12 protein-coding genes and 2 tRNA genes are annotated in these 15,037 nt (G+C 30.5%); 1 reads left to right on the top strand and 13 read right to left on the bottom strand.

The window, feature by feature from the left end; translation table 11 throughout:
• Positions 1 to 27: 27 nt before the first annotated feature.
• The 3 genes from RWS90_RS01625 to RWS90_RS01615 form a co-directional block, all read right to left on the bottom strand.
• Positions 28 to 918 carry a phosphate/phosphite/phosphonate ABC transporter substrate-binding protein gene (locus RWS90_RS01625; protein ID WP_314548212.1) on the bottom strand — a complete coding sequence of 297 codons (891 nt, stop codon included), beginning with the start codon at positions 916 to 918 and terminating at the stop codon, positions 28 to 30.
• A 243-nt stretch (positions 919 to 1,161) separates the two neighbouring features.
• Positions 1,162 to 1,235, bottom strand: a tRNA-Cys gene (locus RWS90_RS01620).
• Between the two features lie 19 nt (positions 1,236 to 1,254).
• Positions 1,255 to 1,330: transfer RNA gene (locus tag RWS90_RS01615), tRNA-His, on the bottom strand.
• 221 nt (positions 1,331 to 1,551) lie between these two features.
• Here RWS90_RS01615 and RWS90_RS01610 point away from each other — a divergent pair.
• Positions 1,552 to 2,544 carry an ornithine cyclodeaminase family protein gene (locus RWS90_RS01610; protein ID WP_314548211.1) on the top strand — a complete coding sequence of 331 codons (993 nt, stop codon included), beginning with the start codon at positions 1,552 to 1,554 and terminating at the stop codon, positions 2,542 to 2,544.
• 79 nt (positions 2,545 to 2,623) lie between these two features.
• On the opposite strand, the gene RWS90_RS01605 is transcribed toward RWS90_RS01610, so the two are convergent.
• The 10 genes from RWS90_RS01605 to RWS90_RS01560 all read right to left on the bottom strand — a co-directional run.
• On the bottom strand, positions 2,624 to 3,007 hold the full coding sequence (locus tag RWS90_RS01605; protein WP_314548210.1) for a VOC family protein: 384 nt from the start codon (positions 3,005 to 3,007) through the stop codon (positions 2,624 to 2,626).
• A 1-nt stretch (position 3,008) separates the two neighbouring features.
• Positions 3,009 to 3,758: a copper homeostasis protein CutC gene (locus RWS90_RS01600; RefSeq protein WP_314548209.1), complete on the bottom strand. Its 750-nt coding sequence runs from the start codon at positions 3,756 to 3,758 to the stop codon at positions 3,009 to 3,011.
• A 150-nt stretch (positions 3,759 to 3,908) separates the two neighbouring features.
• Positions 3,909 to 5,648 carry an ABC transporter ATP-binding protein gene (locus tag RWS90_RS01595; RefSeq protein WP_399541435.1) on the bottom strand — a complete coding sequence of 580 codons (1,740 nt, stop codon included), beginning with the start codon at positions 5,646 to 5,648 and terminating at the stop codon, positions 3,909 to 3,911.
• Complete coding sequence (locus RWS90_RS01590) at positions 5,635 to 7,395, bottom strand: ABC transporter transmembrane domain-containing protein (RefSeq protein ID WP_314548205.1); 1,761 nt, start codon at positions 7,393 to 7,395, stop codon at positions 5,635 to 5,637. Before RWS90_RS01590 ends, RWS90_RS01595 begins: the two co-directional genes overlap by 14 nt.
• Positions 7,396 to 8,142, bottom strand: a complete 747-nt coding sequence (locus tag RWS90_RS01585) for an NAD-dependent protein deacylase (RefSeq protein ID WP_314548204.1) — start codon at positions 8,140 to 8,142, stop codon at positions 7,396 to 7,398.
• A 79-nt stretch (positions 8,143 to 8,221) separates the two neighbouring features.
• Complete coding sequence (secA, locus tag RWS90_RS01580) at positions 8,222 to 10,786, bottom strand: preprotein translocase subunit SecA (protein WP_314548202.1); 2,565 nt, start codon at positions 10,784 to 10,786, stop codon at positions 8,222 to 8,224.
• A gap of 274 nt (positions 10,787 to 11,060) precedes the next feature.
• Positions 11,061 to 12,980 carry a nuclease-related domain-containing protein gene (locus RWS90_RS01575; RefSeq protein ID WP_314548201.1) on the bottom strand — a complete coding sequence of 640 codons (1,920 nt, stop codon included), beginning with the start codon at positions 12,978 to 12,980 and terminating at the stop codon, positions 11,061 to 11,063.
• Positions 12,981 to 12,997: 17 nt separating this feature from the next.
• Positions 12,998 to 13,984 (bottom strand): WYL domain-containing protein, encoded by a 987-nt coding sequence (locus RWS90_RS01570; protein ID WP_314548200.1) that lies wholly within the window; start codon positions 13,982 to 13,984, stop codon positions 12,998 to 13,000.
• A 68-nt stretch (positions 13,985 to 14,052) separates the two neighbouring features.
• Entirely contained in the window at positions 14,053 to 14,361 is a 309-nt protein-coding gene (locus RWS90_RS01565) for an HIRAN domain-containing protein (RefSeq protein WP_314548199.1), read from the bottom strand.
• A gap of 266 nt (positions 14,362 to 14,627) precedes the next feature.
• A partial coding sequence (locus RWS90_RS01560; protein WP_314548198.1) for an LPXTG cell wall anchor domain-containing protein occupies positions 14,628 to 15,037 on the bottom strand: 410 nt, incomplete at its 5' end.

Raw genomic sequence — 15,037 nt, 5'->3', positions numbered from 1 at the left:
GCACAATTTGTACCAAGTTTCTAATTATTATTTAACTTTATCTAAGTCAACATTCATAACTTTAGCTGTTGCTTCTACTTTTTTATATGTATCTTGATCTACATCACTAAATCCTGTAATACTAAACATCTTAGTGAACAGTTCCTTCATTTTTGGATCTTTCTCTATATCACGAAGAGCTTTTTCTAATTTTTCTTGTAACTCTTTATCCATTTTGCTAGAAACTGTAACCATAACACCTGGTATCATCTCACTAGTTGCTAATTTTTGAATTTCATTTTTAGCCTGTGGAAAATCTTTAGCGTATCTATCTTCTACACCATCAAATGTCGCAATAACATCAACATCTTTATTTAGAAGTAATTGTAAACTCTTATCATGACCGCCACTAAATTGATAACTAATATCTTTATCTAAATTTAGTCCTGCTTCCACCAACATAGCGCCTGGATAAATATATCCTGATGAAGATGAAGGATCTACGAATGCTACTTTTTTACCTTTAACATCTTGAAGAGATTTAATACCTGAATCTTTTCTGACATATAATTCAGCAGTATACCCAGGTTTTCCTGTTTTCCCTTTAGATGTTAATATTGGCTTTGCATTACTTTGTTTTTGGGCAAGTAAAGATGAAAACGGAGGGATAATACCAAAATCAACACTTCCACTACCTAAGCCTTCAACTACCCCTATATAATTACTTGCAGTAAAGGCTTCTACTTTTACTCCTAATCTTTCAGAAAGATAATCAGAGATTGGTTTAAGATCTTCTACTAACTTCTCACTATTTTTTAGAGGAACAAATCCCATTTTAATAACTTTTTCCTCTGACTTTTTAGTTTCTGTCTTAGCAGAACATCCTACTATTGAGAAGACGAAAATAAAACTAAATAACGCCAATAATAATTTTTTCATAATTATTACCTCCTCGGTATTTATATAATATTATTTTGGTATAATTTTAACACAAAAAAAATAATATATCTACCTTTTAAATCAAAATAATAACAATTTTCAATGGAAAATTCGATATTTACTAAAAAAACGTTCGTCAATTACTAATAAATTTACAAATATTTAAATAATATAATTAATAATACATAATAAAAAACGTAATTTAGGCATAAAAAAAACACCTTATAAAAAGATGATTAAAATTGGAGGCGGCTACCGGATTTGAACCGGTGATCAAGGTTTTGCAGACCCGTGCCTTACCACTTGGCTAAGCCGCCTGAATATATTAAATTTTAATGGGGCGGCTGAGGGGAATCGAACCCCCGAATGTCGGAACCACAATCCGATGCGTTAACCACTTCGCCACAGCCGCCATATTTAACAACAATATTTATTATACATTTTCAATCAATTTATGTCAAGGGCTTTTTTTAGAATTTTAATATTTTTTCAGCTAATAAATATGCTATTATATTCAATATTTTAGTTAAAATCCATTATAAGTATTCTATTAACTTTTATATTAATTATCACTTACAACTTTTAGATTTAAATGATATAATTATTGTATAATTACAACACGGGAGAAACACAATGAAAATATTAACTAAAGAAGATATAAAAAAATGTATAACAATGAATGAAGCTATCGAGGTTTGTAAGAGTGCAATGGTGAACTATACTCTAAGTAAAGCAGAAATCCCACTACGTACGCCTATACAATCTAGTAAGAATAATGGACAAGTTCTATTTATGCCTGGAAAAATCTCAGAGGAAACAGATAACATAGGAATTAAAATTGTATCAGTTTATCCTGATAATACTAAAAATAACTTACCTTCAGTGCCATCTACTATGATTACCATAGATGAAAAAACTGGTATAGTTAATGGTGTTCTTGATGGTACTTACTTAACAGCATTGCGTACAGCAGCGCTTCAGGGGGCTGCAACAGAGTTACTTTCAAGAAGAGATAGTAAAATTGCTACATTAATAGGAACTGGAGGTCAAGCACTTGAACAGGCTCGTGCCATGATGACAGTTAGAAATCTAAGCGAACTTAGAATTGTTGCTCGAAATTTTGAAAAAACAAAAAATTTTGTTAAAACATTAAAAAAAGAATTAAATGATTTTGATGTGAATATCATAGCATACAGTGATCCAAATGAAGCAGTGACTGATTCTGACATAATAACTACAGTTACTACATCTAAAACACCAACTTTTTCATCAGAATACTTAAAAACAGGTGTTCATATTAACGGTATCGGTTCTTTTACATACGACATGGTTGAACTACCATCTGAAATAATAAATAAAAACAATAAAATTTATTTTGATACCAAGGATGGTGTTTTAAGCGAAGCTGGTGATATCTTACAACCTCTAGAGAATAAAAAAATAGAATTAAACGATTTTCAAGGAGAGCTTGGTGAACTTATTCTAAATAAAATTGAAGGTAGAACAAACGACAATGAAACTACTATTTTTAAATCAGTAGGAACTGCTGTACTAGATATCGCTTGTGCAAACTTCATAATAAATAAAGCAAAATCACTTGGTATAGGCACTAATATTGAAATATAAATAACTAAGAAGGGAGTGACTCAAAAATCATCATTTCGCAGAAATTAATTTTGCCGAGTCACTCTCATAGATTTATTATCTATTCATGTATTTCTAACGGTAAACCATCAGGATCGAAGAAAAATGCCATCTTTTTATTATCGAAATCATCATAACGAAGTTCTTCATGCAAAATACCAAGAATATCAAATTTTTTTAACATTTCCTCTACATTATCTACTCTAAAAGCTAGGTGCCGTAATCCTGTATATTCTGGCATTGGTATTTTTGGTCGTAAAGGAGCTGTTTCTTTAATAAATATTTCCAAAACTAAATCACCATTCTGAACGTTAATAATAATATCATTCTTTTCAGGTCTATTATATTCACTTATAATCTTGAACCCTAACTTATCAACATAGAATTCCTTAGTTTTGCTGTAGTTTGTTCCTATTATTGCTATGTGATGTACGTTACTAAACATTCTATTCCTCATTTAATCTTTTTACTATTTGTACAGCTTGAGTTAACTTTTTAGAATCTACCGCTTCATAGTCACCTTTGTCTGTATATCTATAAGTTACATCCGTACCAGTTGTTGTTTGATCAACACCATACTTTTTAAACGTTCCATGAACTTGAGTAACTCCAGTTTTTTTAATAATACTTTCTATATTTTCTGTAGAAATACCCGCACCAGCTAAAATTTCAATTCTATCACCAAATTTCTCTTGCAACAACTTCAGTAACTCCGCACCTTTTTCTACATTAGCTCCTAAACCACTTGTCAAAATCCTAGTACATCCTAATTCTACTAAGCGTTGAATGTTGTATTCAGGTTCATCAGAACAATCAAATGCTCTATGAAAGACACTTTCCGCTTCATAACTTTTACAAAGTTCTATCATTTTCCTTGTCTCATCCCATTCTATCTTTCTATCTTCATTTAAAAATCCAAATACGATACCCTTTGCTCCATGCTTTAGCAATTCTCTTGCTTCTCTAAACATTTGTTCTTTTTCTATTTCCGAATAACAAAAACCTCCTCCCCTAGGTCTAATCATTGCCATTATAGGTATTTTCACTCCATTTTCTATAGCCATATCTAGAACAGTTGTCGTTGGAGTTAATCCCCCTAAATAACTAGCACTAATTAACTCTATTCTGTCTGCACCTTCATTTTGCGCTACAATACAATCTTGTACACTACTAGCACACACTTCAATTTTTATCATGTTCAAATTCTCCTTTTAACTTTATGTTTATATTATAGCATATATTTTTCTAAGATATGTAACGTTCTTTGCTATACAAACTTGCAAAAGATAAAATAACTAGGTATATCAACCTGAAATATCAAGTTATTTTACCTAGTCATTTTAGATTTATTTATTTATCATACCCGCTTGAAGCTGATACATTTTGTAATAATTACCTTTTCTAGCCAATAGTTCTTCATGCGCACCTGATTCAATTATTTCACCTTTATCCAATACATAGATACAATTTGAATCTTGAATAGTAGAAAGTCTATGTGCTATTGCAATAGTAGTTCTACCTTCTCTCATTTTTTTTAGTGAATTTTGAATTATGTCCTCAGTTTCAGAATCTATATTAGCCGTTGCTTCATCGAGAATAAGAATTTTCGGTTTACTAGCTATTGTTCTAGCAAATGTAAGAAGTTGTCTCTCCCCACAAGAAAATGTCGAACCTCTTTCTGTTACTATACTATCATATTTATCTTCAAGTTTATCAATAAAATTGTGTGCATCGACAAACTTTGCTGCTTCAATAACATCTTCTCTTGTCAAGTTTTCATTATACATTTTAATATTAGATTCTACCGTACCATGATATAAAAACGGATCTTGTAAAACTAGACCTGTACTACTTCTTAATTGACTAGCACTATAATCTTTTATATCAACTCCATCTATAAAGATTTGTCCTCTATCAAAATCATAAAATCTTAAGAAAAGATTCATTATTGATGATTTACCAGAGCCAGTAGCACCGACAAATGCTATACTTTCTCCATTTTTCACACTAAAAGAAATATTCTTAAGAACATCACGTTTCCCATCGTATGAAAAACTAACATTTTTGAACTCAATATCACCATTCGAAATAACAAAATCTCGATCTTTTTGCTCTGGCTCATATTCATCATTATCTATTAATGTAAACACTCGCCCCGCAGAAATTATAGATGTTTGAAGAATTGAGAAGTTTTGCATTAACTCTATTAACGGATTGAAAAGTTGATTCGTATATTGAATAAATGCATAAATAATCCCCGCTGTAAATCCAGCACTTTCAAAACTTAGACCGAAGTACATAACTATAACTCCATACGCTAATACTTTCAATAGAGCCATTGCGGGTCGCAATAATAAACTATCAACTTTTAATGATTTAGTATAATAACGAAGATGCTCATTATTAACCTCACCGAATTTATCTATTAATCTCTGTTCCTGATTGAATGCTTGAATAATTTTCATACCTTCGATTGATTCAGATAACTTCGTATTCATCTCACTAATTTTTGCTCGCGAAATCTCTACAAGTTTACTAGATAACTTCTGATACATATATACCGAACCAACCATAACAGGTATGAATAATATCATATAAATTGTCAATTGCCAACTCAGAGCAATCATCGCAGAAAGTGTTACGATAAACATAAGAATAGTATTTAGGAAACTAGAAAAAATCGTCCCAAACATATCCGCAACTGCTTGAGTATCATTAGTTAATCGTGATACAACAGAACCTACAGGAGTTTTATCGAAATATGACATTCCTAATTTTTGCAAATTAATAAAACTATCATTTCTCAAATCTCTAACTATACTATGAGCTACTCTTGCAAAGTAAAACTCTCCTAAAAATGTAAATACAACTCTCAGTATAAACAATCCAAAATAAATTATTAATATATATAATCCTGCTTTAGCTATATTTTTCGTAATAAAATTATCAATATAATATTGAGCTAAAAGAGGAATCGCTGTCGCTACAATAGAAGTCAATAATATAAATAATAATGCTAATATCGATAAACCTTTATATCTAAACATATAGCGCATTAATCTAAAAAACGTCTTACTTTTCGACATCATCACTTCCCCCTTTCAAGCTTTCTTCCATTTGTTGACTTTCATAAGTTTCCTTGTACCAACCGTTATTAGCAATAAGTTCGTCATGTGTACCTTTTTCAATAATCGTATCATCACCTAAAACAATTATTAAATCAGCTTCCACAACAGCAGAAAGTCTATGAGCAGTGATTATGTTAGTTTGACCACTACGTTGCTCTTTTAAATTCTCTAAAATAATGTGCTCTGTCTTAGCATCAACTGCAGATAATGAATCATCAAGAATTAAAATCTCAGGATTAATTATTAAAGCACGACTCATTGCTAGACGTTGTTTTTGACCTCCAGAAAGACTAACTCCTTTTTCTCCTACAATCGTATCGAATTTATCTGGCATAGCCATAATATCATCGTACAACCCACAGATTTTCGTAATTTCTTCTACCTTCTTATCATCGATAAGTGGATTAGCAAAACGAATATTTTCTTTAATCGACATAGCGAATAGTACTTGATCTTGAGGAACATATCCTACAAGTTTTCTTAAATCGCTCAAACTATATTCAGCAATATCTCTGTTATTAAGCATTATATTACCAGAATTAATATTAAATTCCCTAAGCAGCAATCTTAATAACGTAGTTTTACCTGCACCAGTAACACCTACAATACCAAGTGTTTGTCCTTTTTCAATAGCGAATTTAATATCTCTTAACACCGTCTTACCTTCTTCAAACTCGAAGTTTTCTATATTATATTCTAGTTTTCCATTTTCAGCTTTAACTTTACTGTCTAGGTTAGTATCTACTTCATTAACTTCAGCTAATAAACTCTCAATACGCTTATAAGATACTTCTCCACGTTGCGATATATTATATAACCAACCAATCGCCTGAAGTGGCCATACTAACATATCTAAATACGTTACAAAAGTAACCAATTCACCAACTGATAAATCACCATTAGAAATGAAAATCCCACCAAAGACAAGAGTTAGTGTATAAGATATTCCAACAAATATCAACACCATCGGGTCAAATAATGAATTATACTTGGCTGCAATAACATTCTTTTCAAATACTCTATTATTAACTTCTCTAAAACTCTTAATCTCATCATTACCATAACCAAATGATTTAGTAACCTTTATCCCAGAGGCACTTTCTTGAACCTTATTGTTTAAATCTGAAAAAGATTCTTGAGCCTCTTCAAAACTTTCATAGTTTTTATCTCCAATATAATTAGTAGCATAAGCTAAAAATGGCAATGGAATAATGGCTATTAGAGTTAACTTAAAATCAATTAAAAATATCATTGTAAACAATGTTACTAATGCTGTAATACTTGCATCAACCGCAGACATTACCCCTACACCAGCAACCATAGCAACCGAATTTATATCATTTGTCGCATGCGCCATTAAATCACCAGTACGATATTTTTGGAAAAATGATGGAGACATCTTAGTAAAATGTTCAAATAGTCTTGACCTTAAAATTCTTCCTAGGTTATATGCTGCCCCAAAAATATAAACACGCCAAACATAACGAAGTGCGTACATTGCAAGTGCCGCTAATACAAGATAGCTAACATTTAAGAACAACTGAGCATTTATTAAATTTCCAGCTTCGATTTTGTCAATAACAGTTCCGATAACTTTTGGTGGAATCAAGTTAAAAATACTTACTAAGATAAGAGCAATTATCCCAATGGAATAACGCCTTTTTTCTAACTTCATAAACCAGCCTAGTTTTCTAAATAAATACATCTACACATCGCCTTCTCTTTCTTCTAATTTTGAGAAAACTTCTCCAATCTTACCATTAATAACCAGATCAGCCATATTGTCCTGAGGTGTTGAAGTTTTATTAATTACTACTAGATGTTTCCCTCTAAAATAGTGTAGTAGATTTGCTGCAGGATACACACTTAAAGAAGTACCGCCGATAATTAATACATCTGCCTTTTCAATAAAATTAATCGCAGCATTAAATACCGTCATATTCAATTCTTCTTCATATAAAGTAACGTACGGTTTAATTACTCCACCACATTTATCGCAGCTTGGTATTTCTTCATTTTTAGCCAAAAAATCTTCTAAATTATAAAACGACTTGCATTTCGTACAATAATTCGCATCAACACTTCCATGTAGTTTCAAAACGTTTTTACTTCCTGCTTGTTCATGAAGTGTATCTATATTTTGTGTTATTACTGCTCTTAATTTTCCTTGTTCTTCTAATTTTGCTAAATAAAAGTGTGCTCTATTAGGTCTTGCTTCCGGATACACTAAGTGTTTTTTATAAAAATCAAAGAAATCTACAGGATACTTCACAAACATTGTTCTAGAAACGAGTTGCTCAGGTGTAAAATGACGATTTAATTGCACATTAAATACACCGTTAGCACTTCTAAAATCAGGTATATCCGATTCAGTAGAAACACCAGCACCACCGAAAAAGACAATATTGTCATTAGACTTTATTATTTCTCTTAGTTTTTCTATATGCTTCATAATACTACCTCCTAAAATATATATTATAAGCTATTAAAAGAAGGAAACCTATTTTCAAGTCTCCTTCTTTTCCTAACTATTAATTAGTCTCTTTATCTTTTTGAGCTTTCAATTCTTTAATACGTTGTTTACGCTCTTCTATACGAGCTTTTTTCTCTTCACGAGTTGCACTCTTAATTGGACCACGAGCAATATGTTCTTTATGATCATTAGTAACAAGGTTCGTTGGTTCTTGTTTCATCTCGATTTCTTCATGACGTTCTACTCTAATACGCATTAGATTAGTAACAACCTCTACTTGAATATCATCAATCATGTATTCAAACATTTCATGTCCTTCTGTTTTGTACTCACGAAGTGGGTCGATTTGTCCATATGAACGTAGGAAAATCCCTTTTCTAAGTTGATCCATTTGGTCAATATGATCAGTCCATCTATCATCGATAGCATTAAGTAAGATATATTTTTCAAATGAATTCATAGTTTCATCACCAAGTAACTCACGTTTCTCAGCAAGTTCTAGGTTAATTCTGTGAATTACAAGCTCACGAATTTCATCATCACTCATTACATCAGCATACTCACTATCAGTAATAGGTTTTAGACCTAAGAATTTTTCATTAAGTGATTTAATGATTTCTTCTGTTTCTTCTTTTTCACTATGAACTTCAAGATTTTCAGTAATGTAAGCAATAGTTTTATCTACTGCATCTCCAATCATTTCTTGAATAATTTCAGTAACTACTTCATTTTCTAGTACTTCATTTCTTTCCGCATACATAATTTCACGTTGTTTACGTAATACATCATCATATTGAAGTACTTGTTTACGAGAATCATAGTTGTTACCTTCAACACGTTTTTGAGCACTTTCAACAGATCTACTTACCATTCTACTTTCAAGCGGTGTATCATCATCTTTCCCCATGATTTTTTGTAATCTATCAGCTCCGAAACGAACCATAAGCTCATCTTCAAGAGAAAGATAGAATCTACTGTAACCTGGGTCTCCTTGACGTCCAGAACGACCACGTAGCTGATTATCAATACGACGTGATTCGTGACGCTCTGTACCGATAACAGCAAGTCCACCTAATTCACGAACACCTTCTCCAAGTTTAATATCCGTACCACGACCAGCCATGTTAGTCGCGATAGTTATTGAACCGCGTTGTCCTGCTTGTTTGATAATTTCTGCTTCACTTTCATTTTGTTTAGCATTAAGAACTTTATGAGGTACTCCATATCTATATAATAGTTTAGATACTAATTCACTCGTTTCAATAGAAACTGTACCTAAAAGAACTGGTTGTCCTCTATCATAACATTCTTTAACTTCTTGTGCTACGGCATTAAATTTAGCTTCCATGTTTGAATAAATAAAGTCTGGAGCATCAATCCTTTGGATAGGTCTGTTTGTAGGAATTGTCGTAACAAACATGTTATAAATGTTTCTAAATTCTTCTTCCTCTGTTTTACCAGTCCCTGTCATACCACTAAGTTTTTTATACATTCTAAAGAAGTTTTGGAATGTAATAGTTGCCATTGTTTTACTTTCTTTTTGAATTGGCACACCTTCTTTAGCCTCTATAGCTTGGTGTAATCCTTCAGAAAAACGACGTCCAGGCATAGTTCGTCCTGTAAATTGGTCAACGATTAAAATCTCTCCATCTTCAGCAACAACATAGTCTACATCTAATGACATAGTATAGTTTGCTTTTAATGCTTGGTTAATATGGTGAGTTAAATCAACATTTTTTAATTCATATAGATTTTTTAATCCGAAGTAACTTTCGGCTTTATCGATACCATTTTCAGAAAGTTGAATAGCTTTAGTTTTAATATCTAAAGTGTAATCTCCATCACTTCCATCTTCTTCCTCTGCTTTTTTCAAAGTTTTAACAAATGCATTTGCAACTTGGTATAGTGAAGTTGATTCTTGTCCTTCACCAGAGATAATAAGAGGTGTACGTGCTTCATCGATAAGAACTGAGTCAACCTCATCGATAACAGCGTAGTTTAATGGACGTTGAACACGAGCTTCAACCGTTTTTACCATGTTATCTCTTAAATAGTCAAATCCCAACTCATTGTTTGTTGAGTATGTAATATCAGCGTTATAAGCCGCTCTTTTCTCTTCTGAGTTTAGAGAGTTTAAGTTAAGTCCTACTGAAAGTCCCATATAGTTGTAGAAAACTCCCATTTCTTGAGCGTCACGTTGAGATAAGTATTCGTTAACTGTAACAACGTGCACACCTTCTCCTGCTAATGCATTTAAATAAACAGGCATTGTCGCAGTAAGTGTTTTACCTTCCCCTGTTCTCATCTCTGCGATATCCCCACGATGTAGTGCGATACCACCCATAATTTGAACTTTATAAGGTTTCATACCTAATGAACGGAATGCTCCTTCACGAGCTGCAGCAAAAGCATCTACTAAAATTTTCTCTAGTATATCAGCTGTCGATTTCCCTTTTTCTCTCTGTTCTTCAATATAAGTTTTAAATTCTTCAGTTTTATCTTGTAATTGTTCATCGCTAAGATTTGAATACTCTTCATCTTTAGCTAATACTTTATCCGCTAATTTCGCTAAGTTTTTTACTTCTCTTTTGTTAGCATCAAATATTTTTCCTAAAATAGCCATTAACATTTTCCTTCCGACATATTTTCTTATTAATGATTTTATAATCTTATTATAATTATCTTATAATTCATCTCCTTATTATATCATCCATTTCTCTTTAAAGCAACCACTATAACATGATTTTAAGTTGATATTAAGTACACTCTCCATATTCAAAAATATACTAAATGAATTTACATATATTTAAAATTTTAATAGGGAAAACAAAAGCGACATAAAACGTTTTTCATAAAATTTTTGTTTTATATCGCATCTTATTTTTATTTCATACTATTTAACTCATCACTGGCTTAATATTATTAATCATCGATAACAAATCACTTGATATTTTATGGAAAAATACACTATTACTAACCAATAATTTAGATAACTGTGCAACTGTTGTTGGCATCTTTTCTAATACCTCATCTTTCATCATTTCCGTCATTAAAGACGCAGTCGTTACACCTAGTTTTTCCGATTTTCTTATCAAGTATTTCTCCAATATTTCTCCAAATTCATCACGTGAAATTTTAGAACTATCATTATTTGCCTTTATACTTTTCGTTGAATTTCTTTCAGCTATTTTCTCCAATGCTTTTTTCTCATTTATGTTCTTTTCCAATTGCATTCTAAGTTCAAACTCATCCCACTTCTTAAAATTTTCTTCAACATAGTCACTATTTTTCAAAATAGGGTCCAAGAGTTTATTTTTAATTTTTTCTATTTCTTTTTCACTATAGATTTCTTCTAGATCTTTTTCTTTTTCTCTAATCAAACTATTTAAGCAATCTAAATTAATTACATCAATACCTCTTAAAATAGTTTCATCTTCGATTTCTATTCCAGTCTCTTCGTTCGCATAAACAATTATAGGATGAATATTTTTTATATCTACATCAAAATCTAATTGCTCCAAAATCATTTTTTGTCTTTCTATTTGATTTAACACACTAAAAATTCGATTCTTTTTCCCTTCTTTAACAAGGTAAAAACTTCCAGTAGAATCAATTTTTAAATTAGCCCCATTGTTTTTACACTCAATCAAATATATTGACTTTTTGGTTATAATTAGAAAATCGATCTGGCAATGAAATTCTCCAATATTAATCGAAATATCTTTAATAATATGCATAGGATAAAAACTATATTTTAATTCATCCAATACTTTACTCTCACCAAGTTCACCAATTTTAAATAGTAATATTTGATAATTAATAGCATTATTTTTCAAAGCAGAACTTTCAGTTTTTTGCTTATTCATAAGATTTTTAATATTATTATTTAATGTATCATTAGCTTTAAAAATAACTATTTTCTCACCATTCGGTAAACTTACATACTCTGTTTTCTTGCTATTTATAATTTCATCAATTTCCTTTAACGTATGGTCTATAATACCATCTTTTTCAACATCTATACTTGAAACAGCTTTCTCAGAATCTTCATTTATAGTGACATCTTCTTTAATAACATCCCTTTCATCGCAAACTCCTCCGACATCTTTACTAATTTTAATATTTTTTAGAAAAATACCTTCGCTTTTCAGTTGTTCATTTGTCATATCCTTGTAAAAAGGTCCTTTAATTTCAAAGCTACAACAATGTTTACAAAAACGATAATCACCCCAAACAAACTCCACCCAATCTAAAGATGGCTTATCATTCGATTTTTTTAATGTTCTGCAAGAAGAGTCGTGAATCAAACCACTATCCATCTTACAAAAAGCACTAATTTCACTTTTATGTTCAAAATAAACTAAAAGTCTTTCAAAAATTTGATAAAAAATATCTACTACATATCTAGGAACACCAAGTTTAAACTTATCATATTTGATTTCTAATAATTTCAATACATTTTTTAACGTATAATTAACTGGATTATTAGCATTTGTTAATCCTACCTTAATTATCTTAGCTTGAATATATTCAAATTTATAATAACTTAGAAAAGGAAAATATTTCTCAATTAGTTCCCTTTTTTCTTTATACCAAACAAAAATTTTAACATCAATATCCAATGGTAAATTGTTAAAATAATTTTCTAATGTATTCTCTAAATCAAATAAATATTCACCTGAATCTATTTTTTGATGAAAATCTACATCATCAATAACTTCAAGTCTATCAGTTACATTTATCCTTTTTACTGAAACTGATAAAACATTAGCAACTTTAGTTTCAATAATATCCAATAAAACTATATTTTTATCCATTTTTTCAACCTTCTCATTTATTTATATTTATTCAACAACACCCCTACTTCCCTCACGTATAAGTCTCGAACATTTTGAGGTGCTAATATTTCAATATCACTACCTAAAGAGAAAATCCAACCTAAGAAATGACTACTACACATTACTTCAACAGAAGTTTGATATACATTACCTTTTTTATGAATAATAATATCTTTACCGAATCTATCGACGACTGCTCCTATTAAGGACTCCTTAAATTCTAAAGTCACTTTTTCTAAGTTCCCTCCATACATACCGAATATTTTTTTATAATAACTCGATATATCTTCTTTTTGGAACTGAGCATGTCCTACTCTATCAATATCAGCGATAACAACACTGCGCATTTTATCAACACGATAATTCTTTATTAAATCCGTTTTGTTATCATAAGCAACCATATAATAATTCTCATCATTCCATACTAATGCGAATGGGCTAACGTTATAAACTTCACCATTTTTCCTATCAATCATTTGTTTTTTATAATTCCACTGCCAATAATTGAAATTAATTTGCTTATTTTCTGCAATTGCATTATGAATCGCATCAACATTATAATAAATATTTTCGTTTATATATTTATTTTCTTCGAAAGAATATACCTGCCTTTGAATTTTTTGTGCCTGTTGTTTACTAGCTAATTTCTTCAACTTTAGAATTAAATCTCTTGATTTTTTTGCAGTTAAGAACTTACTCGCCTGAATAACATCAATCAGCATTTTCACCTCTGCAAGTTCAAACTCTCTTTCTACTAAAGCATAAGTATTTTCACGACCATTTTTTTCAACTACAATATTGAATCCATAATCTTGTAATAATTCTATATCTTTGTATAAAGTTTTTCTCTCTACAACTATTTCATTTTTTAAAAGTAAATTTGTTAACTCTTTAACACTTAAATAAGTATTTTCATCACTATAATCTCTTAATATTTCTAGTAAGTACAATAACTTTAATTTTTGATATCTTCCTTTTTCCATAAAAATTGCTCCTTATATATACTTATGTATATAATAACAACTATTTACGATTTTTTCTATCATTTTTGTTAATTATTTTCTTCTCTTTTTAATACTTCTGCAATTACAGATCCACCAGTAACAAAACACACTCTTACAAAGAACTTATCTCCCACTTTATCATAAATTCTCCCTGCACTTTTTGTACCTTTAGCAACAGTTCTACATGAATTTGCTACGTATCCAACTTTACCAAAAGTTTTCACCATAACTTTTATAGCTTCTTCATCATAATCGTTATCAAACTCTTTTTCACAGTTAATAACATCTCCTACCTTAAACACTTTATTTCCAAAATAGTATTCCATTCCTGTAATTGTAATATAGTCTTTTTCCATTTTAAATCACCTCTTCGTTTTATGATTTAATTATATCAATCTATCTGTCCATTTTTTGGGACTCTTGTAGAAAATTATAAAAAACATAAAAAAATAAGAGCCTAAAAATATATTTTCTTAAAATCTCTATTTTTATATAGCTCTTATTTTTTTATTTAGCAAAGTCACTTAAATATAAATCCCATAGTTTACATAAATTTATATTTTAAAACTTAACAATATCTCCTAAAAATTACCAATAAATAAAACATAATGATACGTATTATTTATCCTCGTTTACGTTTCACTGAAAAACTAATTCCTAGACCTGCCATAATTACACCTATCAATAATAATGAAGATGTTGTTTCTCCAGTTCTTGGTAGAACACTCTTTGTTTCTTTCTTCCCTAAATCACCTTCTGATTTATTTATTGATTTGTTAGTTTTATCTTCTTTTAATTTTGTATCAAACTTATTTTTATCTTCTAATGATTTACTTGGTTTGTTACCTTCTTCTGTTGACTTTATTGTTCCTGATGGTACGTTACTTTCTTCTGTTGGCTTTATTGTTCCTGATGGTGCGTTACCTTCTTCTGTTGGCTTTATTGTTCCTGATGGTGCGTTACCTTCTTCTGCTGGCTTTATTGTTCCTGATGGTACGTTACCTTCTTCTGTTGGCTTTATTGTTCCTAATG

Source organism: uncultured Gemella sp., assembly GCF_963529685.1.
Lineage (GTDB): Bacteria > Bacillota > Bacilli > Staphylococcales > Gemellaceae > Gemella.
Note: the sequence above shows the minus strand (reverse complement) of the source record. Positions and strands in the feature narration are given on the sequence as shown.

What these genes read in the sequence shown, in the direction of transcription:
- RWS90_RS01570 (WP_314548200.1), bottom strand. Translation starts at nt 13,984, where the DNA reads ATGGAAAAAGGAAGATATCAAAAATTAAAGTTATTGTACTTACTAGAA.
- RWS90_RS01600 (WP_314548209.1), bottom strand. Translation starts at nt 3,758, where the DNA reads ATGATAAAAATTGAAGTGTGTGCTAGTAGTGTACAAGATTGTATTGTA.
- RWS90_RS01605 (WP_314548210.1), bottom strand. Translation starts at nt 3,007, where the DNA reads ATGTTTAGTAACGTACATCACATAGCAATAATAGGAACAAACTACAGC.
- RWS90_RS01590 (WP_314548205.1), bottom strand. Translation starts at nt 7,395, where the DNA reads ATGTATTTATTTAGAAAACTAGGCTGGTTTATGAAGTTAGAAAAAAGG.
- RWS90_RS01595 (WP_399541435.1), bottom strand. Translation starts at nt 5,648, where the DNA reads ATGTCGAAAAGTAAGACGTTTTTTAGATTAATGCGCTATATGTTTAGA.
- RWS90_RS01575 (WP_314548201.1), bottom strand. Translation starts at nt 12,980, where the DNA reads ATGGATAAAAATATAGTTTTATTGGATATTATTGAAACTAAAGTTGCT.
- RWS90_RS01585 (WP_314548204.1), bottom strand. Translation starts at nt 8,142, where the DNA reads ATGAAGCATATAGAAAAACTAAGAGAAATAATAAAGTCTAATGACAAT.
- RWS90_RS01610 (WP_314548211.1), top strand. Translation starts at nt 1,552, where the DNA reads ATGAAAATATTAACTAAAGAAGATATAAAAAAATGTATAACAATGAAT.
- secA (WP_314548202.1), bottom strand. Translation starts at nt 10,786, where the DNA reads ATGGCTATTTTAGGAAAAATATTTGATGCTAACAAAAGAGAAGTAAAA.
- RWS90_RS01565 (WP_314548199.1), bottom strand. Translation starts at nt 14,361, where the DNA reads ATGGAAAAAGACTATATTACAATTACAGGAATGGAATACTATTTTGGA.
- RWS90_RS01625 (WP_314548212.1), bottom strand. Translation starts at nt 918, where the DNA reads ATGAAAAAATTATTATTGGCGTTATTTAGTTTTATTTTCGTCTTCTCA.